At 72.0% G+C, this 19,722-nt stretch carries 19 protein-coding genes and 1 riboswitch; of the genes, 16 read left to right on the top strand and 3 right to left on the bottom strand.

All coding sequences use genetic code 11. The features are described from left to right. The 4 genes from ACFCY1_RS34330 to ACFCY1_RS34315 form a co-directional block, all read left to right on the top strand. The coding region (locus tag ACFCY1_RS34330; protein ID WP_375877111.1) for a multifunctional oxoglutarate decarboxylase/oxoglutarate dehydrogenase thiamine pyrophosphate-binding subunit/dihydrolipoyllysine-residue succinyltransferase subunit at positions 1 to 3,453 on the top strand (3,453 nt) is incomplete at its 5' end. A gap of 152 nt (positions 3,454 to 3,605) precedes the next feature. After that, complete coding sequence (locus ACFCY1_RS34325; protein ID WP_049649445.1) at positions 3,606 to 3,785, top strand: DUF6104 family protein; 180 nt, start codon at positions 3,606 to 3,608, stop codon at positions 3,783 to 3,785. A gap of 273 nt (positions 3,786 to 4,058) precedes the next feature. Beyond that, complete coding sequence (locus ACFCY1_RS34320) at positions 4,059 to 4,967, top strand: DUF4097 family beta strand repeat-containing protein (protein WP_049649444.1); 909 nt, start codon at positions 4,059 to 4,061, stop codon at positions 4,965 to 4,967. A 1-nt stretch (position 4,968) separates the two neighbouring features. After that, positions 4,969 to 6,003 carry a helix-turn-helix transcriptional regulator gene (locus ACFCY1_RS34315; RefSeq protein WP_375877110.1) on the top strand — a complete coding sequence of 345 codons (1,035 nt, stop codon included), beginning with the start codon at positions 4,969 to 4,971 and terminating at the stop codon, positions 6,001 to 6,003. 109 nt (positions 6,004 to 6,112) lie between these two features. Here ACFCY1_RS34315 and ACFCY1_RS34310 read toward each other — a convergent pair whose 3' ends face one another. Beyond that, the gene (locus ACFCY1_RS34310) at positions 6,113 to 7,075 is read right to left on the bottom strand and encodes a zinc-binding dehydrogenase (RefSeq protein WP_049649442.1); all 963 of its coding nucleotides are present in this window, start codon (positions 7,073 to 7,075) and stop codon (positions 6,113 to 6,115) included. 151 nt (positions 7,076 to 7,226) lie between these two features. Beyond that, positions 7,227 to 8,423 (bottom strand): NADP-dependent malic enzyme, encoded by a 1,197-nt coding sequence (locus ACFCY1_RS34305; RefSeq protein WP_049649441.1) that lies wholly within the window; start codon positions 8,421 to 8,423, stop codon positions 7,227 to 7,229. Between the two features lie 583 nt (positions 8,424 to 9,006). Between ACFCY1_RS34305 and ACFCY1_RS34300 the strand changes: the two genes are divergently transcribed. The 5 genes from ACFCY1_RS34300 to ACFCY1_RS34280 all read left to right on the top strand — a co-directional run bounded on the left by ACFCY1_RS34300 (position 9,007) and on the right by ACFCY1_RS34280 (position 13,783). Continuing rightward, the gene (locus tag ACFCY1_RS34300) at positions 9,007 to 9,930 is read left to right on the top strand and encodes an ABC transporter substrate-binding protein (RefSeq protein ID WP_074001423.1); all 924 of its coding nucleotides are present in this window, start codon (positions 9,007 to 9,009) and stop codon (positions 9,928 to 9,930) included. Positions 9,931 to 10,349: 419 nt separating this feature from the next. Continuing rightward, the gene (locus tag ACFCY1_RS34295) at positions 10,350 to 11,276 is read left to right on the top strand and encodes an ABC transporter substrate-binding protein (protein ID WP_063780035.1); all 927 of its coding nucleotides are present in this window, start codon (positions 10,350 to 10,352) and stop codon (positions 11,274 to 11,276) included. A gap of 37 nt (positions 11,277 to 11,313) precedes the next feature. After that, positions 11,314 to 12,288, top strand: a complete 975-nt coding sequence (locus ACFCY1_RS34290; RefSeq protein ID WP_049649438.1) for an amino acid ABC transporter permease — start codon at positions 11,314 to 11,316, stop codon at positions 12,286 to 12,288. Continuing rightward, entirely contained in the window at positions 12,285 to 13,088 is an 804-nt protein-coding gene (locus ACFCY1_RS34285) for an amino acid ABC transporter ATP-binding protein (protein WP_375877109.1), read from the top strand. Before ACFCY1_RS34290 ends, ACFCY1_RS34285 begins: the two co-directional genes overlap by 4 nt. Before the next feature lie 113 nt (positions 13,089 to 13,201). Then, positions 13,202 to 13,783, top strand: coding sequence for a CGNR zinc finger domain-containing protein (locus ACFCY1_RS34280; protein ID WP_049649436.1), 582 nt, complete (start codon positions 13,202 to 13,204; stop codon positions 13,781 to 13,783). A gap of 7 nt (positions 13,784 to 13,790) precedes the next feature. Here the strand turns inward: ACFCY1_RS34280 and sodX are convergent, their stop codons facing one another. Further along, positions 13,791 to 14,153: a nickel-type superoxide dismutase maturation protease gene (sodX, locus tag ACFCY1_RS34275; RefSeq protein ID WP_082345175.1), complete on the bottom strand. Its 363-nt coding sequence runs from the start codon at positions 14,151 to 14,153 to the stop codon at positions 13,791 to 13,793. 276 nt (positions 14,154 to 14,429) lie between these two features. Here sodX and sodN point away from each other — a divergent pair, with 276 nt between their 5' ends. The 7 genes from sodN to ACFCY1_RS34240 all read left to right on the top strand — a co-directional run bounded on the left by sodN (position 14,430) and on the right by ACFCY1_RS34240 (position 19,604). Then, positions 14,430 to 14,825 carry a superoxide dismutase, Ni gene (sodN, locus tag ACFCY1_RS34270; protein WP_049649434.1) on the top strand — a complete coding sequence of 132 codons (396 nt, stop codon included), beginning with the start codon at positions 14,430 to 14,432 and terminating at the stop codon, positions 14,823 to 14,825. Between the two features lie 81 nt (positions 14,826 to 14,906). Next, positions 14,907 to 15,032, top strand: a riboswitch (cobalamin riboswitch). 122 nt (positions 15,033 to 15,154) lie between these two features. Further along, positions 15,155 to 16,234, top strand: coding sequence for an iron ABC transporter permease (locus ACFCY1_RS34265; RefSeq protein WP_074001420.1), 1,080 nt, complete (start codon positions 15,155 to 15,157; stop codon positions 16,232 to 16,234). After that, positions 16,231 to 17,034: an ABC transporter ATP-binding protein gene (locus ACFCY1_RS34260; protein WP_234348192.1), complete on the top strand. Its 804-nt coding sequence runs from the start codon at positions 16,231 to 16,233 to the stop codon at positions 17,032 to 17,034. Before ACFCY1_RS34265 ends, ACFCY1_RS34260 begins: the two co-directional genes overlap by 4 nt. Positions 17,035 to 17,051: 17 nt before the next feature. After that, a complete protein-coding gene (locus tag ACFCY1_RS34255; protein ID WP_375877108.1) occupies positions 17,052 to 18,044 on the top strand; it encodes an ABC transporter substrate-binding protein in 993 nt (330 codons plus the stop codon). A gap of 90 nt (positions 18,045 to 18,134) precedes the next feature. After that, entirely contained in the window at positions 18,135 to 18,518 is a 384-nt protein-coding gene (locus ACFCY1_RS34250; protein ID WP_049649431.1) for a nuclear transport factor 2 family protein, read from the top strand. 10 nt (positions 18,519 to 18,528) lie between these two features. Further along, positions 18,529 to 19,005 (top strand): GNAT family N-acetyltransferase, encoded by a 477-nt coding sequence (locus ACFCY1_RS34245; protein WP_049649430.1) that lies wholly within the window; start codon positions 18,529 to 18,531, stop codon positions 19,003 to 19,005. 188 nt (positions 19,006 to 19,193) lie between these two features. Beyond that, positions 19,194 to 19,604, top strand: a complete 411-nt coding sequence (locus tag ACFCY1_RS34240; protein WP_049649429.1) for an anti-sigma regulatory factor — start codon at positions 19,194 to 19,196, stop codon at positions 19,602 to 19,604. The last annotated feature ends 118 nt before the right edge of the window (positions 19,605 to 19,722 follow it).

The following is a 19,722-nucleotide window of genomic DNA, read 5'->3' as shown; positions in this document are numbered from 1 at the left end:
GCCGCCCCGGCTCCGCTCGCCGCCGCGCCCGCCGCGCCCCCGGCCCCCAAGGCCGCCGCCCCGGCGCCGGCCGAGCCCGCTGCCGCCGCCGGCCCCGAGCTGATCCAGCTCCGCGGCCCGGCCAAGGCCGTCGCCACCAACATGGACGCCTCGCTGGAGGTGCCGACCGCGACCTCGGTCCGCGCCGTGCCGGCGAAGCTGTTGATCGACAACCGCATCGTCATCAACAACCACCTGCAGCGCGCCCGCGGCGGCAAGGTCTCCTTCACCCACCTGATCGGCTACGCCCTGGTCCAGGCCATCAAGGCCGCCCCGGGCATGAACTACAGCTACAAGGTGGAGAACGGCAAGGCCTTCCTGGTCAAGCCGGAGCACGTCAACCTCGGCCTGGCCATCGACCTGGTCAAGCCGAACGGCGACCGCCAGCTGGTCGTCGCGGCCATCAAGAAGGCCGAGACGCTCGACTTCTTCGGCTTCTGGCAGGCCTACGAGGACATCGTCCGCCGGGCCCGCGCCAACAAGCTGACCATGGACGACTTCACCGGCGTCACGGTCTCGCTGACCAACCCCGGCGGCATCGGCACCGTGCACTCCGTGCCGCGCCTGATGCAGAACCAGGGCACCATCGTCGGCGTCGGCGCCATGGAGTACCCGGCCGAGTTCCAGGGCTCCGCCCCGGAGACCCTGTCCCGGCTGGGCGTCTCCAAGATCATGACGCTGACCTCGACCTACGACCACCGCGTCATCCAGGGCGCGGCGTCCGGCGAGTTCCTGCGCGAGATCCACCGCCTGCTGCTCGGCGAGAAGGGCTTCTACGACGAGATCTTCGAGTCGCTGCGGATCCCGTACGAGCCGGTCCGCTGGGCCACCGACGTCGCCACCACCCACGACGACGAGGTCAACAAGACCGCGCGCGTCATGGAGCTGATCCACTCCTACCGGGTCCGCGGCCACCTCATGGCCGACACCGACCCGCTGGAGTACAAGCAGCGCAAGCACCCCGACCTGGACGTCACCACCCACGGCCTCACCCTGTGGGACCTGGAGCGCGAGTTCGCGGTCGGCGGCTTCGGCGGCCAGAAGATGATGAAGCTCCGCGACATCCTCGGCCTGCTGCGCAACACGTACTGCCGCACCGTCGGCATCGAGTACATGCACATCCAGGACCCGAAGCAGCGCAAGTGGCTGCAGGAGCGCCTGGAGAAGCCGTACGCGAAGCCCGAGCGCGAGGAGCAGCTGCGGATCCTCCGCCGCCTGAACTCGGCCGAGGCCTTCGAGACCTTCCTGCAGACCAAGTACGTCGGCCAGAAGCGCTTCTCGCTGGAGGGCGGTGAGTCGCTGATCGCGCTGCTGGACGCGACCATCGACTCCGCCGCCGAGCACCGCCTCGACGAGGCCGTCATCGGCATGGCCCACCGCGGCCGCCTGAACGTGCTGGCCAACATCGTCGGCAAGCCGTACGGCAAGATCTTCGGCGAGTTCGAGGGCAACCTCGACCCGAAGTCGATGCACGGCTCCGGCGACGTCAAGTACCACCTGGGCTCCGAGGGCACCTTCACCGGCCTGGACGGCGAGACCATCAAGGTCTCGCTCGCCGCGAACCCCTCCCACCTGGAGACGGTCGACCCGGTCGTCGAGGGCATCGCCCGCGCCAAGCAGGACATCCTGGACCAGGGCGGCACCACCTTCCCGGTGCTGCCGATCCAGGTCCACGGCGACGCGGCCTTCGCCGGCCAGGGCGTCGTCGCGGAGACCCTGAACATGTCGCAGCTGCGCGGCTACCGCACCGGCGGCACCGTGCACGTCGTGGTGAACAACCAGGTCGGCTTCACCGCCGCCCCGGCGTCCTCGCGCTCCTCGATGTACTGCACCGACGTGGCCCGCATGATCGAGGCCCCGATCTTCCACGTGAACGGCGACGACCCGGAGGCCGTGGTCCGCGTCGCGCGGCTCGCCTTCGAGTTCCGCCAGGCGTTCCACAAGGACGTGGTGATCGACCTCATCTGCTACCGCCGCCGCGGTCACAACGAGGCCGACAACCCGTCGTTCACCCAGCCGCTGATGTACGACCTGATCGACAAGAAGCGCTCGGTGCGCAAGCTGTACACCGAGGGCCTGATCGGTCGCGGCGACATCACCATGGAAGAGGCGGAGCAGGCGCTCCAGGACTTCCAGGGCCAGCTGGAGAAGGTCTTCGCCGAGGTCCGCGACGCGGCCCAGGCACCGGCCGACGCCACCGCCGGCAAGCCGCAGGCCGACTTCCCGGTCAGCATCCAGACCGGCATCTCCCAGGAGATGGTCAAGCGGATCGCCGCCTCGCAGGTCAACCACCCGGACTGGCTGACCGTCCACCCGCGCCTGCTGCCGCAGCTGCAGCGCCGCGCCGCCTCGGTCGAGGACAACACCATCGACTGGGCGATGGGCGAGACCCTCGCCATCGGCTCGCTGCTGATGGAGGGCCACCCGGTCCGCCTGGCCGGCCAGGACAGCCGCCGCGGCACCTTCGGCCAGCGGCACGCCGTCCTGATCGACCGCAAGACCGGCGAGGACTACACCCCGCTGCAGTACCTCACCGAGGACCAGGCCCGCTACACCGTCTACGACAGCCTGCTGTCGGAGTACGCGGCCATGGGCTTCGAGTACGGCTACTCGCTGACCCGCCCGAACGCGCTGGTCATGTGGGAGGCGCAGTTCGGCGACTTCGTCAACGGCGCGCAGACCATGGTGGACGAGTACATCGCCTCCGCCGAGCAGAAGTGGGGCCAGCACTCCGGCGTCACCCTGCTGCTGCCGCACGGCTACGAGGGCCAGGGACCGGACCACTCGTCCGCCCGTCCGGAGCGTTTCCTGCAGATGTGCGCGCAGGACAACATGACGGTCGCGATGCCGACCCTGCCGTCGAACTACTTCCACCTGCTGCGCTGGCAGGCGCACAACCCGCACCACAAGCCGCTGGTCGTCTTCACCCCGAAGTCGATGCTGCGTCTGAAGGCCGCGGCGAGTGCGGCGGAGGAGTTCCTGTCCGGCTCGTTCCGCCCGGTCATCGGCGACTCCACCGTCGACCCGGCGCAGGTCCGCAAGGTGGTCATCACCGCCGGCAAGTTCTACTACGACCTGGCGGCGGCCCGCGCCGAGCGCGGCGTCACCGACACCGCGATCGTCCGGGTCGAGCGGCTCTACCCGCTGCCGGTGGCCGAGCTCCAGGAGGAGCTGGCCCGCTACGGCGACAACGTCCAGTTCGTCTGGGCGCAGGAGGAGCCGGCCAACCAGGGTGCCTGGCCGTTCATCGCGATGAACCTGGTCGACCACCTCCAGGTCGTCATCGGCCGCACCGGCGGCGACGCCCGTCTGCGCCGCGTCGCCCGTACCGCCGCCTCGTCCCCGGCGGTCGGCTCGGCCAAGCGGCACGCCGCCGAGCAGCAGGCGCTGGTCGAGGAGGTCTTCGCGCTCTGACGCGCCGAAGCCCGACGCTCTCCACACCCGCGGCCCCGTCCTCCCCACCGGGAGGGCGGGGCCGCGGGCGTTCGCCGGGCCACCGCCGGTACGACGGCCGACCGGCCCGGACTATCCTGACCAGGTCAATCCCCACCGGACCGGAGCGAACCGTGTACTTCACCGACCGAGGCATCGAGGAGCTGGAGAACCGGCGCGGCGAGGAGGAGGTCACCCTGGGGTGGCTGGCCGAGCAGCTGCGCACCTTCGTCGACCTCAACCCGGACTTCGAGGTCCCGGTCGAGCGGCTGGCCACCTGGCTGGCGCGGCTCGACGACGAGGACGACGAGTGACCCGGTGACGGCCGTCGTGAGGCCCGGGAGGCAACCGCCTCCCGGGCCTCGCGCGTGTCCGGGTGCGGAAGGGTGCTGAAGGGTGCGGAGGGTCCGGAGGGATGCGGAACCCCGGGGGCCTCGTAGGGGAGGACTCGGGGACGGGTCGGGGACGGATCGGGGTCGGATCGGGGTCGGGTTCGGGGGTCGGGGCGCTTGACTCTGCCAGCACGCGATATATCGTCTTTAGAAGAGAACGCGATACATCGCGATCGACAACGGGAGGCGACGGACATGAGCCAGTGGACGGTCGAGGGCACCGAGAGGATCACCTTCGACGAGCCGGTGCGCGCGCTGCACGTGCGGACCATCGAGGGCACGGTGAACGTGGTGGCGGCCGAGGGCCCGACCCGCCTGGAGGTCACCGAGCTGGCCGGCGAGCCCCTGCACGTGACCCTGGTGGACGGCGTCCTGACGGTCACCTACAAGGACATCCACAGCTGGGGCGAGTTCGGCGACCGGCTCAAGTCGGTCGGCTCGGTGAAGGACCTCTTCGGCTCCTTCAAGCGCAAGCGGATCGCCGCCGTGACGGTGACCGTCCCGACCGAGGTCGAGGTCAAGGTCGGCACCGTGTCGGCCGACACCACCGTCAGCGGCGTCAGCGGGCACGTCTCGGTGCAGAGCGCCAACGGCGACACCACCCTCGCCGGGGTCACCGGCCAGATCGAGGCCGGCACCGTCACCGGCGACGTGGACGCCCACGCGGTCGGCGGCCGGCTCAAGGTCAACACCGTCTCCGGGCAGCTCACCGTGATCGCCGGCACCGCCGACCGGGTCCAGGCCAACACCGTCACCGGCGCCGTCACCCTGGACCTCGACGTGGCCGGCGAGACCGACGTCAAGGTCAACACCGTCAGCGGCGCCGTCGTGATCCGGATCCCCTCGCTGGCCGACGCCACCGTCGAGGCCGGCTCCACCAGCGGCGACGTCTCCAGCACCTTCGAGGAGCTCCAGATGAGCAGCACCTGGGGCGCCAAGAAGATCTCCGGCCGCCTCGGCGAGGGCCGCGGCAGCCTCCACGTCACCACCGTCTCCGGCGCGGTCACCGTGCTGCGCCGCCCCGAGGCGGAGGAGGACGGCCCGGTCGTGGTCAAGGAGCTCCCGGCCGGCCCGGGCACCCCGAACCTCACCAAGGAGGCCTGAGATGACCCCTGTGTTCGGCCACGGCCGGCTCCGCCTCTACCTGCTGAAGCTGCTGGACGAGGCCCCGCGCCACGGCTACGAGGTGATCCGGCTCCTGGAGGAGCGGTTCCAGGGCCTGTACGCCCCCTCGGCCGGGACGGTCTACCCGCGGCTGGCCAAGCTGGAGCAGGAGGGCCTGGTCGCCCACAGCACCGAGGGCGGCCGCAAGGTGTACCGGCTGACCGACGCCGGGCGCGCCGAACTCGAAGCCCGGCAGGTCGAGTTGGACGAGCTGGAGGTGGAGATCCGGGACTCCGTGGCGCAGCTCGCCGGGGCGATCCGCGAGGACGTCCGGGACAGCGCCAAGGACCTGCGCGAGGAGCTGTGGAACGCCGCCCGGCAGGCGCCCGGGCCGGAGCGCACCGAGCCCGGCGACCCGTGGGCCGGGCCCTGGGGCGACAACGAGTCCTGGCAGCGCGCCAAGGAGGAGTTCGCCCAGTTCAAGCAGCAGGCCAAGGAGCAGGCCAAGCGCGCCCGGGAGCAGGAGAAGGCCGCCAAGGCCAAGGCGAAGGCCGCCGAGGCGGAGGCCCGACGGCTGCGCGAGCAGGCCAAGGCCTCGCGCACCGCGGCCCAGCAGGAGGCGCTGCGGATCAAGCGCCGGGTCGAGCAGCAGGTGCGCGAGCACGCCGCGAAGGGCGACTGGCCGACCGGGCTGGCCGAGGGCCTGTCCGAGCTGACCAAGGGCCTGGCCGGCCTGGCCGACGCGGCCCGCTGGGGCCACGGCGCGGAGGAGCCTCCGGCCGGGCCCGCCGAGCGGGTCACCGTGACCAGGATCGACCTGGACAAGGACGGGTCCGACACCCCGGCCGACCTGCCGCCGTGGGCCGCCACCGACCCGGCCGGGGACCCGGCCCGCGAGCTGGAGCGGCTGCTCGACCGCTTCCGCGACCAGGTCCGCGACGCGGCCCGGGACGGCGGGGTGAACGCGGACACGCTGGCCGAGGCCCGTACGGTGCTGGGCGCCGCGGGCGAGCGGCTGAAGCGGCTGCTCGGCTGAGCCCGGAACGGCCCCTGCGGCCCGGTGCCCCCGTCACGGGAGGCACCGGGCCGCCGCACGCCCGCGGGCAGGCGCCAGGGGGTGGGGCTCCGTCAGGAGCGGGGTGCCGTCAGGGAGTGAGGACGATCTTCCCGAAGACGTCGCCCTCGGCGAGCCGGGCGAAGCCGTCCCGGGCCTCGGCCAGCGGCAGCACCGAGTCGATCACCGGCCGGACGCCGGTGTTGGCGCAGAACGCGAGCAGCCCGGCCAGCTCCTCCTTGGTGCCCATGGTCGAGCCGACCACCCTGAGCTCCAGGAAGAAGATCCGGTTCAGCTCGACGGAGCTCGGGTTGGTGCCGGAGGTGGCCCCCGAGATGACGATGGTGCCGCCCGGGCGCAGCGACTTCACCGAGTGCGACCAGGTCGCGGCGCCGACCGTCTCCAGCACCGCGTCCACCCGCTCGGGCAGCCGGGCGCCGCTCTCGAAGGCCGCGTCGGCGCCGAGCTCCACCGCCCGGGCGCGCTTGGCCTCGTCCCGACCGGTGACCCAGACCCGCAGGCCGGCCGCCTTGCCGAGGACGATCAGCGCGGTCGCCACGCCGCCGCCCGCCCCCTGCACCAGGACGGTGTCCCCGGGCTTGACCCCGGCGTTGGTGAACAGCATCCGGTAGGCCGTCAGCCAGGCGGTGGGCAGGCAGGCGGCCTGCTCGAAGCTCAGCCCGGCGGGCTTGGGCAGCAGGTTCCAGGTGGGCACCGCGACCCGCTGGGCGAAGGTGCCCTGGTAGCGCTCGGTCAGGATGGACCGCGGCTCGTCCGGGCCGACCCCGTGGCCGCTCTGGCCGATCACCGAGTGCAGGACCACCTCGTTGCCGTGCTCGTCGACGCCGGCGGCGTCGCAGCCGAGGATCATCGGCAGCCGCTCGGCGGGCAGGCCGACCCCGCGCAGCGACCACAGGTCGTGGTGGTTGAGGCTGGCGGCCCGGACGGTGACCACGCTCCACCCGGGGCGGGCCTGCGGCTCGGGGAGGTCGCCCAGCTCCAGCCCGCTCAGCGGGTCGGCGGCGTCGGTACGTGCGGCGTAGGCAGCGAACATGCCCCGGACGATAGCCGCGACGGCCGGGGCCGGGAACCACGCGGAGGTGTGACGCGTGTCCCGGCTGCGGCTCCCCCGCTCGCCTCCGGGCGCTCGGGGGGGGACGCGGGGGAGCGGCCGCCGTGGCGGGCGCGCTCCCCCGATCACCTCGTCAGATCCGGGCGACGCCCTCCGCCCGGGCGGCCTCGGCGACGGCCTTGGTGACCGCCGGCGCGACCCGCTCGTCGAACGGCGAGGGGATGACCTTCTGCGGCGTCAGCTCGTCGGCCACGACGCCGGCCAGCGCCTTGGCGGCGGCCAGCTTCATGCCCTCGGTGATCCGGGAGGCGCGGACCTGGAGGGCGCCCGCGAAGATGCCCGGGAAGGCCAGCACGTTGTTGATCTGGTTCGGGAAGTCGCTGCGGCCGGTGGCCACCACGGCCGCGTACTTGTGGGCGACCTCGGGGTGGATCTCCGGGTTGGGGTTGGCCATCGCGAAGACGAACGCGCCCTCGGCCATGGTCGCCACGACCTCCTCCGGCACGGTGCCGCCGGAGACGCCGATGAACACGTCGGCGCCGGCCATCGCGTCGGCCAGCGAGCCCTTGAGACCGGTGCGGTTGGTCCGCCCGGCGATCTCGGCCTTGACGTCGGTGAGGTCGCCGCGGCCCTCGTACACCACGCCCTTGCGGTCGCAGACGGCCACGTCGCCGATGCCGGCCGCGACCAGCATCTTGGCGATGGCGATGCCGGCCGCGCCGGCGCCGGAGATGACGGCCCGCAGCGAGCCGATCTCACGGCCCGTCACCTTGGCGGCGTTCCACAGGGCCGCGGTGGTGACGATCGCGGTGCCGTGCTGGTCGTCGTGGAAGACCGGGATGTCCAGGGCCTCCTGGAGCCGGCGCTCGATCTCGAAGCAGCGGGGCGCGGAGATGTCCTCCAGGTTGACGCCGCCGAAGGAGGGGGCCAGCCGGACCACGGTCTCGACGATCTCGTCGACCCCGGTGCAGTCGAGCGCGATCGGCACCGCGTCCACGCCGCCGAACTGCTTGAACAGGATGGCCTTGCCCTCCATCACGGGCAGCGAGGCCTGCGGGCCGATGTCGCCGAGGCCCAGCACCGCGGTGCCGTCGGTGACCACCGCGACGGTGTTGGACTTCCAGGTGTAGTCGTTGACCAGCTCCGGCTGCTCGGCGATGGCCGTGCAGACCCGGGCGACACCGGGGGTGTAGGCGAGGGACAGGTCGTCCGCGTCGCGCACCGGGACGGTCGCCCGGATCTCCATCTTCCCGCCGCGGTGGAGCGCGAAGACCGCGTCGACCGGATCCTCGGTGTCCTGGGTGCTGCTGTGAATGATCTCCGCTGCCACGATGACCTCTTCGTCATTGATCTGGCGAGGACGCGCGGCCGACGGGCAGGGCGACCCGTCCGGAAACCGGAAACCGGGTACGCCGAAGCGGACCCGGGGTCGGGGTCGGGGCGCTGCCGTCGGGCGGCGCCCTCGGATGAGGGTTGTATGGGGTCTGTGTTGTCCGCGTTGTGCTTCCGGGCCGAGCGTAGGTCGGAGGAAGGCATCGCACCTATGCCTTTTCGTCCTCGTCACGTACGGTTCATCGCCGCGCTGTCGCGTCACAGGGGCCCGGCGTCGGAAGCGCCGGGCTCCGGCGGCGGCAACGGCATGAGCGCACGCGCACCCGCAGGAGTGAACACAGGCCGAAGGGGATTCGGTGCCCCGGATACGGAGCCGCGTGAGGACTTCCGTTCCCGGGCACCCCGAGCCTGTCGGGGCTCGTCGGCCTGGTTCGAGCGTTCGGGGGTCACCCGGTACCGAATTCTGACACACCCGCCGCCGGGCCCGGCAGGGCGGGATGGCAGGATCGCTTGTCCGCCATTTCGCGTACACCCGTGCGACACCGTGGCGGCCCCACCTCCCTCCCTCAGGAGCCGCCCTCATGCCGCACGTCCGCCACGCCCTCCGTCCGGTCCCGGCCGGCGCCGCCCTGGCCGCCGCCGGAGCCCTCCTGCTGACCGGCTGCGGCGGCGGGCAGGCCGCCCCGGGCGACCCGGTCAAGGACCTCCGCGGCAAGCTGCCGAAGGCCCAGCGGTCGGCCGGCGCGCTGCGGGTCGGCATGGACGTCAACTACGCCCCGGTGGAGTTCCGCGGCCCGGACGGCAAGCCGACCGGCCTCGACCCGGACCTCGCCGCCGCCCTGGGCCGGATCCTCGACGTGCGGGTCGAGTTCGTCGACACCCCCTTCGACAAGCTGGTGCCGAACCTCCAGGCCAAGCAGTACGACGTGGCGATGTCCGCGCTCAGCGACACCCGCCGGCGCCGGGACGCGGTGGACGAGACCGGCAAGCCGACCGGCCCGGGCGTGGACTTCGTGGACTACTTCATCGCGGGCACCTCGATCGTCGTCCCGAAGGGCAACCCCAAGGGGATCAGGGGCCTGGACGACCTGTGCGGCAAGACCGTCGCGTTCCAGCAGGGCACCACCCAGGACGAGATCGTCACCCGCCAGGTCGGCGTCTGCACCCGGGCCGGCCGCCCGCTGACCCCGCACAAGCTGGACACCGACACCAAGGCGCTGGCCGAGGTCGCCTCCGGCGCCGCCGCGGCCGGCCTGAACGACTACCCGGTGGCCGCCTACGCGGCGAAGACCACCGACGGCGGCGCCCGCTTCGAGGTGACCGGCGGGCAGTCCACCTCCAACCCGTACGGGATCGCGGTGCGCAAGGACGACGGGCCGCTGCGGGACGTGCTGGCCGGGGCGATCGACCAGCTGATCCGCAGCGGCGAGTACGACAAGATCCTGGCCAAGTGGAACGTCGGCGCCGGCGCGGCGCAGAACGCGGTGGTCAACGGGGGCATCTGAGGCGGGGGCGGCGGGCCTCCGGGGACGGCACGGACCGATCTGCATACTTATGCGCAGAGTGACAGGGGCGCGGAATAAGTCCGAATAGCGGACAGCGCGACCCCTCGTTATCCGATTTTGATCTGGATGAGGGCCACCTGACTGTCATCAGATGGCAGGATTCCCCCCATCTCGGATCGAGCCGGCCACTGGTCGAGGCCGTCCGGTCAACGTCCACCTCGGCGGAGGGTGGCGGAAGCAGTACCTCGTACAACCCCGGACGGCTCCCCCGCGCCCGGGCAACTGCACGACCCGGCCTGCACGTACGACGACGTACGGCGACACGCACCCGTACCGAGCCGCGCGGCTCGCCGTTCCGGTGCGCCGCTCCCGCGGCGCGCTCCGCCCGACCTCTCTCCCCCAGGATGGAGATCCCCCTCATGACCACCCGTACCCAGCGCAGCCGGCTCTTCGCAGCCGGTGTGGTCGCCGCCTCGGTCTCCCTGGTGCTGACCGGTTGCAGCAGCAGCAAGAGCGAGAGCAGCGGCGCCCCCAACGCCTCCGCGACCGTCAACGAGGTCAAGGCCGACCCCAAGCTGGCCGGGCTCGTCCCGGACGACGTCAAGGCCGCCGGCAAGCTCCTGGTCGGCGCCGACGCCTCGTACGCGCCGGACGAGTTCAAGGACGACAGCGGCAAGGTCATCGGCATGGACGTCGACCTGGCCAACGCCATCGCCGCCAAGCTCGGGCTGAAGGCCGAGGTCCAGGACTCCGGCTTCACCGCGATCATCCCCGGCATCCAGTCGAACAAGTTCCAGCTCGGCATGTCGTCCTTCACGGACAACAAGGAGCGCGAGCAGATCGTCGACATGGTCACCTACTTCAACTCCGGCAGCGCCGTCGCGGTGAAGAAGGGCAACCCGGAGAAGATCGACCCGAAGGACCTCTGCGGCAAGAAGGTCGCCGTCCAGACCGGCACCACCCAGGCCGACGAGATCAAGGACACCCGCGACCCGGACTGCGCCAAGGCCGGCAAGCCGGGCGTCCAGAACGGCGGCGACAAGTTCGACCTCCAGACGGACGTCACCAACGCCGTGGTCTCCGGGCGCGACCAGGCGATGATGGCCGACTCCCAGGTCGTCGACTACGCGATCAAGCAGTCCGGCGGCCAGCTGGAGAAGGTCGGCGAGACCTACGGCGTGGCCCCCTACGGCGTCGCGCTGGCCAAGGGCTCCAAGCTCACCCCGGCCGTCCAGGGGGCCGTCCAGTCGCTGATCGACGACGGCACCTACAAGCAGATCCTCGCCAAGTGGGGGGTCGAGTCCGGCGCCATCACCACCTCGACCGTCAACGGCGCCGTCAGCTGACCCTCGTCCGCTCCATCTTCTCCCCCGAGGCCACACCGTGAACTCTTTGGACAAGGGGACGGCGGAGCAGGGCCGGCCCGAGACCATCAAGGCCGTCCCCGTCCGCCACCCCGGACGCTGGGCCGGCGCCGTCGTCATCGCCGTACTCGCGGCGATGCTGGTGAGCGCCCTCTTCACCAACCCCGCTTTCAAGTGGGACATCGTCGGTCAGTACCTGTTCCACGACAGCATCATGCACGGCCTGCTGGTGACGCTGGAACTGACCGTGCTCGCCATGCTCATGGGTGTGGTCGGCGGCATCGTCCTCGCGGTGATGCGCCTGTCCCCGAACCCGCTGCTGGCCGGCGTCGCGTGGGTCTACATCTGGATCTTCCGCGGCACCCCGGTGCTGGTGCAGCTGGTGTTCTGGAACTTCCTCGGCCTGATCTGGGCCAAGCTGTCGATCGGCGTCCCGTGGGGGCCGGAGTTCTGGTCCGAGCAGACCAACGTGCTGATCCCGACCTTCGTCGCCGCGCTGCTGGGCCTCGGCCTCAACGAGGCCGCCTACATGGCGGAGATCGTCCGCGGCGGCATCCAGTCGGTGGACGAGGGCCAGACCGAGGCCGCGCACGCGCTCGGCATGAGCCGGTTCCAGACCATGCGCCGGATCGTCCTGCCGCAGGCCATGCGGGTGATCATCCCGCCGACCGGCAACGAGACCATCTCGATGCTCAAGACCACCTCGCTGGTCTCCGTGATCTCCCTGGAGGAGATCTTCCGGGCCGGCCAGGTCATCTACTCCCGGAACTACCAGAACATCCCGCTGCTGATCGTGGTCAGCCTCTGGTACCTGTTCTTCACCTCGGTGCTGACCATCGGCCAGTACTACATCGAGCGCCACTACGCCCGAGGTTCCAACCGCACCCTCCCGCCCACCCCGCTGCAGCGGCTGCGGAGGCTGTTCGCCGGGAAGCCCGCCCCCAGGACGACCGCCGACGTCGTCCCGGGGCTCGAGGGAGGTGGTCACGTATGACCGATCCGACCAAGTCCCCCGCCGACGGCGCCGCGTCCGGCGAGCCGATGGTCCGCGCCGAGAACGTGCACAAGTCGTACGGCCCGGTCGAGGTGCTCAAGGGCATCGACCTGGAGGTCAGGCAGGGCGAGGTGTTCTGCCTCATCGGCCCGTCCGGCTCCGGCAAGTCGACCTTCCTGCGGTGCATCAACCACCTGGAGAAGATCAACGGCGGCCGCCTCTGGGTGGACGGCGAGCTGGTCGGCTACCGGCAGAAGGGCGACCGGCTGCACGAGCTCAGGGACCGCGAGGTCGCCCTCAAGCGGCGCGACATCGGCATGGTCTTCCAGCGCTTCAACCTGTTCCCGCACATGACCGCCGTCGAGAACGTCATGGAGGCGCCGGTCCAGGTCAAGGGCGAGAGCCGGGCCGACGCCCGCGAGCGCGGGATGGCCCTGCTGGAGCGGGTCGGCCTCGCCGACAAGGCGAAGAACTACCCCTCGCAGCTCTCCGGCGGCCAGCAGCAGCGCGTGGCGATCGCCCGCGCGCTGGCCATGAAGCCCAAGCTGATGCTCTTCGACGAGCCGACCTCCGCGCTCGACCCGGAGCTGGTCGGCGACGTCCTCGACGTCATGCGCGGCCTCGCCGAGGAGGGCATGACCATGGTGGTCGTCACCCACGAGATGGGCTTCGCCCGCGAGGTCGGCGACGCGCTGGTGTTCATGGACGGCGGGGTGGTGGTCGAGTCCGGCAACCCCCGCGAGGTGCTCACCGACCCGCAGCACGAGCGCACCAGGGCCTTCCTCTCCAAGGTGCTCTGAGCCCGTACGCCCGGCGCCCGGCAGGTCACTCCTGCCGGGCGCCGTCGTTTTGCCCGCCCAGGTAATAGGCTGGAGGCAGTCAGCCCGTTACCGACCCCCCTGGAAGGACCCCTGTGGAGCTCGCCGCCTACGCCGATCTCGCCGTCCGGCTGGTGAACACCGAGGAGCCCGAGCGCGGCACCGACTCGCTGACCTCCGTGGAGGCGGTGCGCGGTCTCTTCTCCGACTCCTCGCGGGCCCGCTCGCTCGCCGACGAGTCCGACGTGCCCCGGCTGCGGGCGGTGCGGACCCGGCTGCGCGGGGTCTTCGAGGCCGCCGCCGGCGGGGACGAGATCCGCGGCGTCGACCTGCTGAACAGCCTGCTGATGGAGTACCCGGTCAGCCCGCTGATCTCCGGGCACGACTACCTGGACGACGCCGGGCGGCCGCGCTGGCACCTGCACCTGGCCGACAACTCCCCCACCGCCACCGCCCACTTCAGCGCGGTCGCCTGCATGGGCCTGGCCGTCCACCTCACCGAGCTGGGCGCCGACCGGCTCGGCATCTGCCAGGCCGCGCCCTGCCGCAACGCCTACCTGGACACCTCGACCAACCGCTCCCGCCGCTACTGCTCGGACCGCTGCGCGACCCGCGCCAACGTGGCCGCCTACCGGGCCCGCAAGCGCCTGGAGGCGGAGGCGGCGGCCCGGGCGTAGCGGCCCGCTAGACCTCCTCGACCCAGGCGCCGAGCCGGCGGGCCAGGCCCGGCACCCGGGCCAGCCGCGGGGTGAGCAGCAGCCGCTCCAGCCGGCGCCCCGGCGCCAGCCAGACCGGGCTCGGGCGCAGCCGCAGCAGCACCCGGCCGAGCACCAGCTCGTCCGGGACGGCGCCGTAGCTGCGGCTGTCGCTGTCCACCGGGCGGTTGTCGGAGAGCAGCCACCAGCCCGTGGCCCGGCGCTCGGCGGCCCGCTTCACCACCAGCAGGTCCTGCTGGAAGGGGTGCCGGAAGACCACCACCGCGCCGGGCCGGATCGGCGCGCCGTAGCGGACCAGCAGCCGGTCGCCCTCGCGCAGGGTCGGGACCATCGACGGCCCCGCCACGTCGACCAGACCGAACGGCAGCGCGCCGCCCGGGCCGCGCTCCCCCGCCCCGGCGCCCTCCGCTCGCGTGCTCCGCGCCACGACTCCTCCTCCCGCCCCCGCTCGCGCCCCCAGTCTGCCGTACGGACCGCCGTCCGTCCGATGTCCGGATTGCGCCGGTTCCCGGTCCGTCTTTCGCCCTAGGCCCACCGCCCGATCGCGAAACCGGGAGGGCGGAAGGGTAATCTCGGGCGCGGGAAGACGATCTAAGGAAGGACTCCCATGTTCTCTCGTCTGTTTGCACCGCGCGCCACCGTCCACGCCCACTGCGACCTGCCCTGCGGCGTCTACGACCCCGCGCAGGCCAAGCTGGAGGCCGAGTCGGTCAAGGCCACCCAGGAGAAGTACCAGGCCAACGAGGACCCGCACTTCCGCGCCCGCGCCGTCATCATCAAGGAGCAGCGCGCCGAGGCCGTCAAGCACCACATCTCGGTGCTGTGGAGCGACTACTTCAAGGCCCCGCACTTCGAGAAGTACCCGCAGCTGCACCAGCTGATCAACGACACCCTGAAGGCCGCCTCGGCCGCCAAGGCGTCCACGGACCCGGCCACCGGCCAGGCCCTGCTCGACCTGATCGCCCAGGTCGACAAGATCTTCTGGGAGACCAAGCAGGCCTGAGCCTGACGCGTCGCCACCCGACCGCCCCCGTCCGCACCGCCGAACGGGGGCGGTCGTGCGTTCACGTCCGACCCGGCTAGGTAAGGGTTGCCTGCCCTGAGTGGCTGTTATGCTGCCAGGGCGTCCGAGGGGGAAGTCCGGTGCGAATCCGGCGCTGACCCGCAACGGTGAGCACGGCCCGTACCCGCCCGTACGGCCGCGCCAGCCCGATCGCCCTCGGCCGCCGACCTCCCGACAACTCGCCGCGGACTGCGAGGGGAACGGCGCCCCGGCACGCCCCCGGCCCGCGCCCGCCCCGGCGCGCTCCCGGCCCGAGGCAAGGCGCACCCGTGAACCGCGCACCCGTCAACCGTGCAGTCGGCCCGCCCGCTCGCCGAATACCCGTCGTCCCGCTCGCCGCCGGACTCGCCGCCGCCCTGCTGCTCTCCCTGGTCTGCGGGGTCGCCCTCGGCTCCTCCGGGCTCGGCCTGCCCCGGGTGCTGCGGCTCCTGGGCGCCGGGCTGACGGGCGGCCGGCTGGACGCGGACGAGGCGGCCGCGTACGCGATCGTCTGGGAGATCCGGCTGCCGCGCACCGTGCTGGCCGCCGTGGTCGGCGCCGGGCTGGCCGCCTGCGGGGTCGCCGTCCAGGCCCTGGTGCGCAACGCGCTGGCGGACCCCTTCGTGCTCGGCATCTCCTCCGGCGCGGCCGTCGGCGCCAATGCCGTGATGCTGTTCGGCGCCTTCGCCTCGCTCGGGGTGTGGGCGATCTCCGCCTCCGCCTTCGGCTCCGCGCTGGCCGCCATGACCCTGGTCTACGTCGCGGCCCGCACCGCGTACGGGCTCACCCCGCTGCGGCTGGTGCTCACCGGCACCGCGCTGTCCTACGGCTTCTCCGCCGCCACCACCCTGATGGTCTTCGCCGCCGACCGCGGCGAGGCCGCCCGGGACGTCATGATGTGGCTGCTCGGCAGCCTCGGCGGCGCCACCTGGGGCAAGGTGCCGATCGCCGCCGTCACCGTGCTGGCCGGGCTCGCCTACCTGGCCTGCACCGCCGGGCGGCTGGACGCGCTCGCGATGGGCGACGAGACCTCCGCCTCGCTCGGCGTGGACCCGGACCGGCTGCGCCGCGAGCTGTTCGTGGTGACCGCCGCCGTCACCGGCACCGTGGTCGCGGTCAGCGGGGCGATCGGCTTCGTCGGGCTGCTGATGCCGCACCTGGCGCGGATGCTGGTCGGCGCAGGGCACCGCCGGGTGCTGGTGGTCGCGCCGCTCGCCGGGGCGCTGCTGCTGGTCTGGGTGGACATCGCCTCGCGCACCCTGCTGGCGCCCGCCGAACTGCCCGTCGGGGTGTTCACCGCGGTGCTCGGCGTGCCCGCCTTCCTGGTGATGATGCGCCGCCGCGGCCAGGCCTTCGGAGGTGCCCGGTGACCGCGACGACCGACCCGACCCCGGTGCACGCCCAGGACCTCGCCGTCGACGGCGTCTCGGTGGAGCTGGCCGGCACCCGGCTGGTCCACGAGGTGAGCCTGGCGGCCGCCGCCGGGCAGGTGGTCGGGCTGATCGGCCCCAACGGCAGCGGCAAGTCGACCCTGCTGCGCTGCGTCTACCGGGTGCTGAAGCCGGCCGGCGGCGTGGTCCGGCTGGCCGGCGACGACCTGCACGCCCTCACCGCCCGCGAGAGCGCCCGCCGGGTGGCCGCGCTGACCCAGGAGCACTCCGCCGAGTTCGACTTCACCGTCGCCGAGGTGGTCGCCATGGGCCGGCTGCCGCACCGCCGCGGCTTCGGCGCCCAAGTCGACGGGGACGAGCGGCGCTGCGCCGAGGCGCTGCGCAAGGTCCGGGCCGGGCACCTCGCCGAGCGGGGCTTCCTGAGCCTGTCCGGGGGCGAGAAGCAGCGGGTGCTGTTCGCCCGCGCGCTGGTCCAGGAGCCGCGCCTGCTGGTGCTCGACGAACCCACCAACCACCTCGACATCGCGCACCAGTTGGAGGTGCTGGCGCTCGCCCGCGAGGCCGGTCCGACGGTGCTCACCGCGCTGCACGACCTCAACCTGGCGGCGGGCCACTGCGACCTGCTGTACGTCCTGCGGGACGGCCGGATCGTCGCCTCCGGGCCGCCCGACGAGGTGCTCCGACCCGCCCTACTGGCCGAGGTGTTCGGCGTCCGGGGCACCCCGGTGCGCCACCCGGAGACCGGCGCCCTCCAGCTGCTCTTCGACCGCCTCCCCTGACCCCCCAAGGAACTCCCGTGCGCACCAAGGCCGTTGCCGCCACCGCCCTGCTCGCCCTCGGACTCGTCGGCTGCGGCGCCGAGATCGCCCCGAAGGAGGCCGCCACCGCCTCCGCCCACTACCCCGTGACGGTGGACAACTGCGGGGAGAAGCTCACCTTCGCGCAGAAGCCCGCCCGGGTGGTGACCAACGACGTCAACATCACCGAACTGATGCTCTCGCTCGGCCTCGCCGACCGGATGGCCGGCTACGTGATGCCCGACGACAAGGGGAAGATCGACCAGGTCGCCTGGAAGGACGGCTACCAGCAGACCACCTGGCTCTCCAAGAAGATCCTCACCAAGGAGATCGCGCTGGACGCCAAGGCCGACCTGGTCTTCGCCGGCTGGCACTACGGCTTCGACGAGGGCAGCGGCGTCACCCCGCAGGCCTTCAAGGCGCTCGGCGTCGACTCGTACGTGCTCAGCGAGTCCTGCCGCAGCGGCAAGGGCACCGAGCGCGGCGTGATGGACCCGCTGGAGGCGCTCTACACCGACCTGGCCAACCTCGGCGAGATCTTCGAGGTCAAGGACCGCTCCGACAAGCTGATCGCGGACTTCAAGGCGCGGATCGCCGCCGTCCCGCCGGCCGAGCGCCGCCCCTCCGTCTTCCTGTACGACAGCGGGCAGGACAAGCCGTACACCGCCGGGAAGTTCGCCGCCGCCAACGAGATCATCGCCAAGGCGGGCGGGACCAACATCATGGGCGACCTCGCCGACAGCTGGGTCACGGCCGGCTGGGAGAGCGTGGTGCAGCGCGACCCCGAGGTGATCGTGATCAACGACTACGCGACGCCGAAGGCCGAGGAGAAGCGGAAGTTCCTGATGTCCTTCCCGCCGCTGGCCAACGTCGCCGCGGTCAGGAACGGCCGGATCTTCGTCATGGACTACGTCGACCTGGTGGAGAGCCCGCGCAACCCGGCCGCGATCAGCGCGCTGGCCGCCTACCTGCGCACCGTGCCGGCCCCCTGACCGGCCCGGATCCCGCTCCTCCGGGTCCGGGCGGCCGCGGGCGTACGCTCAAGGTACGAGCCGACGGAACCCGACCGGAGGAGCGAGATCATGACCACCACGACGGCCCCCGCCGCCTTCGACACCCGCGCACTGCGCGAGGGCATCGAACGCCGCGACGCCGAGGCCCTCCTGGCGCTCTACGCGGAGGACGCCGAACTGCGCATGGTCGACCGCAAGACCCAGCCCAGCCACCCCCTGGTGATGCACGGGCGGGAGGAGATCGGCGCCATGCTGGACGACGTCTACGGCCGCGAGATGACCCACACACTGGAACAGGTGGTCGTCCAGGGCGACCACGTCGCCTTCCTGGAGTCCTGCCGGTACCCGGACGGCGTCCGGGTGCTGATGTCCTCGATGGCCGGTCTGCGGGACGGCCGGATCATCGACCAGACCTCCCTCCAGGCCTGGGACGAGACCGGTCCCGAGCAGTAGGCTCACGGACATGATCCGCACCGCCGTCGCCACCGACGTCCCCGTCGTCCACGCCATGATCCGCGAACTCGCGGAGTACGAGAAGGCCCTGCACGAGGCGAAGGCCACCGAGGAGCAGCTGCACGAGGCCCTGTTCGGCGAGAACCCGGCCCTGTTCGGGCTGATCGCCGAGGACGACGCCACCGGTGAACCGGTCGGCTTCGCGGTCTGGTTCCGCAACTTCTCGACCTGGCGCGGCACCCACGGGATCTACCTGGAGGACCTGTACGTCCGCCCGGAGGCGCGCGGCGGCGGCCACGGCAAGGCGCTGCTGCTGGAACTCGCCCGGATCGCCGTCGAGCGCGGCTACTCCCGGGTCGAGTGGTCGGTCCTGGACTGGAACCAGCCCTCGATCGACTTCTACAAGTCGATCGGCGCGGTGCCGATGGACGAGTGGACGGTGTACCGGCTCTCCGACGGGGCGCTGGCCGCCGCCGGGCAGCGCTGAACGGCTCCCGGGAGTCCGGGGAAAGGGTCTGCCACCCTGCGTCGCAATGCCTTACCATGAGTAACTCCCGAACCGGGGTGCGGAAGGCAGAGCGATGGCGGATCCGCGGCGCCGGGCCCCCTTCGGGGGTAGCAAGCGGTAACAAGCGGGGTACCAAGAAAGCACAGCGCGCCACCCAGGAGGCAAGGGTGTCCCAGATCGACGGCGATCTCGGCGTTCAGGACTTCGTGGAGGTCCGGCTGCCCGCAGCCGGGGCCTACCTCTCCGTCCTGCGAACAGCGACGGCCGGGTTGGCGGCCCGGTTGGACTTCACGCTCGACGAGATCGAGGACCTGCGGATCGCGGTCGACGAGGCCTGCGCCATCCTGCTCCAGCAGGCGGTGCCCGGCTCCGTACTGTCCTGCGAGTTCCGGCTGGTCGGCGACTCGTTGAAGGTCACCGTCTCCGCCCCGACCACCGACGGCAAGGCTCCCGAACGGGACACCTTCGCCTGGACGGTGCTCTCCGCCCTGGCCGGCGAGGTCGACTCCTCGGTCGCCGAGGACAGGACCGTGACGATCAGCCTGCACAAGAAGCGCGGCGGGTCCCCCTCCCACTAGTCGGGCGCCGGACCGCACCGCACGACCGAGCAGCACCGAGCAGCACCCGCGCAAGGGCCGTCCGCCGCTCCCCCGCTCAGGGGACCGACGGACGGCTCCCGGTACCGCCACCCACGCG

Origin of the sequence: Kitasatospora sp. NPDC056273 (assembly GCF_042268845.1) — a bacterium.
In the GTDB taxonomy this organism is placed as follows: domain Bacteria; phylum Actinomycetota; class Actinomycetes; order Streptomycetales; family Streptomycetaceae; genus Kitasatospora.
Note: the sequence above shows the minus strand (reverse complement) of the source record. Positions and strands in the feature narration are given on the sequence as shown.

Bases quoted from the DNA above. Each gene is read 5' to 3' on its own strand.
- ACFCY1_RS34320 (WP_049649444.1), top strand. From the start codon at position 4,059: ATGAGCCAGTGGACGGTCGAGGGCACCGAGAGGATCACCTTCGACGAG.
- ACFCY1_RS34315 (WP_375877110.1), top strand. From the start codon at position 4,969: ATGACCCCTGTGTTCGGCCACGGCCGGCTCCGCCTCTACCTGCTGAAG.
- ACFCY1_RS34310 (WP_049649442.1), bottom strand. From the start codon at position 7,075: ATGTTCGCTGCCTACGCCGCACGTACCGACGCCGCCGACCCGCTGAGC.
- ACFCY1_RS34300 (WP_074001423.1), top strand. From the start codon at position 9,007: ATGCCGCACGTCCGCCACGCCCTCCGTCCGGTCCCGGCCGGCGCCGCC.
- ACFCY1_RS34295 (WP_063780035.1), top strand. From the start codon at position 10,350: ATGACCACCCGTACCCAGCGCAGCCGGCTCTTCGCAGCCGGTGTGGTC.
- ACFCY1_RS34285 (WP_375877109.1), top strand. From the start codon at position 12,285: ATGACCGATCCGACCAAGTCCCCCGCCGACGGCGCCGCGTCCGGCGAG.
- sodX (WP_082345175.1), bottom strand. From the start codon at position 14,153: ATGGTCCCGACCCTGCGCGAGGGCGACCGGCTGCTGGTCCGCTACGGC.
- sodN (WP_049649434.1), top strand. From the start codon at position 14,430: ATGTTCTCTCGTCTGTTTGCACCGCGCGCCACCGTCCACGCCCACTGC.
- ACFCY1_RS34250 (WP_049649431.1), top strand. From the start codon at position 18,135: ATGACCACCACGACGGCCCCCGCCGCCTTCGACACCCGCGCACTGCGC.
- ACFCY1_RS34245 (WP_049649430.1), top strand. From the start codon at position 18,529: ATGATCCGCACCGCCGTCGCCACCGACGTCCCCGTCGTCCACGCCATG.